Raw genomic sequence first — 1405 nt, forward strand, 5'->3', positions numbered from 1 at the left:
GGCTTTGAGGAGGTTGTACTGGGGGTGGACGTTGAAGGTGCGCCCGGTCTTGGACCTGGTGCAGCGTTCACGCAGGGGGCAGGTGCGGCAGAGGGCCTTGAACTGGGCCTGGCGGTTGCCGCCCGCGAGGGGGCGGCCGAGGGCTTTGGTGTGGCCGGCCGGGCAGGTGACGGTGGCGGCGGTGGTGTCGACGTGGAAGTCGTCGGTGGTGAAGCCGCCGGGGACGGCCTGCCGCAGCGGTGGCGGTTTGATGACCAGGGTGTGGCCCTCGGCTTCGAGAGTCTGACGCAGATCGCCGGTGCCGTAAGCGGTGTCGCCGAGCACGGTTAACTCACCGTCTTCGTCTTCCAGCAGGCCGCTGGCCACGGTCGCCTCGTGGCTGTCGGGACCATATCCGCCGGTCAGGGCGACGGCAGTGAACAGGCCGGTCTCCGGCTCGAAGGAAGCATGCCCTTTGAAGCCGTCCTGGTGACGGGTGCGGTTCTTGTGGACGTGCCGCGCGTCGGGATCGACGGTGGAGACCGTCCGGTCGGCCACCGTGCCGCGGGTGATGCGCCAGCGGCCGTCACGGCCGTCGGAATCCTCAGCTGGCTCGACGTCCTGCCCGGCGACCAGAGCCAGCAGGCCGACCGCGTTCGCCGCCTTCTCGCCGAGCTCCTGCTCGGGCAGGCGGCCGAGCAGACTGAGGGCGTCGGTGACCAGCGCATCGACCAGCACAGCGCGGGCGGCTTCGTCATTCCAGGCGATCTTCGGCTTGCCCGGATCGGTGTAGTCGTGCGCCGTGCACCACCGATCGGCGACCTCCTGGGCGCCGGGGACCTCCCGGATCACCCGCCGGATGGCGGAGATGATCTGCGTGACGGTGTCCTGGGTGGCCACCGCGTCGTCGAGCACGGTGGAATCCAGTGCCCGCCTCCGCTTGCCCTTGAGCACCCCGGTCGCGGCCACCACCTCCTTGACCCTGGTGAAGATCCGCGTCGGATCGGCGGACCGGCGCAGACGGCGGCGGAAGTAGGTCAGCAGCGACGGATCGAACGCCATGTCCTGCAGGCCGAGCCCGCAGGCCGCCTTCCACCGCAGGTCGCACCGCAGTTCCTGGACCGTCTCGAAGTCCGACAGCCCGTGCAGGCTCTGCAACACCACCGTCGCGGCCAGAACCTGCGGCGGCAGACTCGGGCGTCCGTTGGGCGACGGATACATGTCGGCGAACATGCCCGGTGGGAACAGCACCTCGCGATGCTCGGCCAGGAACGCGAACACACTCCCCGCCGGGATCAACTCCCGGCAGGTCTCCCACACATCCGGCCCGACCGTCTCCCCGGCCCATTCCCCCTGCATGCCAACAAGACTGGCCCCAGCTCCACCGAGCCGGGGCCAGAACAGCAGATTTTCAGCAGCCTTCTAG

The 1405-nt window shown here is 69.4% G+C and carries 1 protein-coding gene; it reads right to left on the minus strand.

The window, feature by feature from the left end; genetic code table 11:
* Positions 1-1338 (minus strand): IS1182 family transposase (locus ACIPXB_RS37135; RefSeq protein ID WP_401457428.1); only part of this gene is annotated, 1338 nt, incomplete at its 3' end.
* Between the last annotated feature and the right edge of the window lie 67 nt (positions 1339-1405).

Origin of the sequence: Streptomyces sp. NPDC090022 (assembly GCF_044748145.1) — a bacterium.
Classification (GTDB): domain Bacteria; phylum Actinomycetota; class Actinomycetes; order Streptomycetales; family Streptomycetaceae; genus Streptomyces.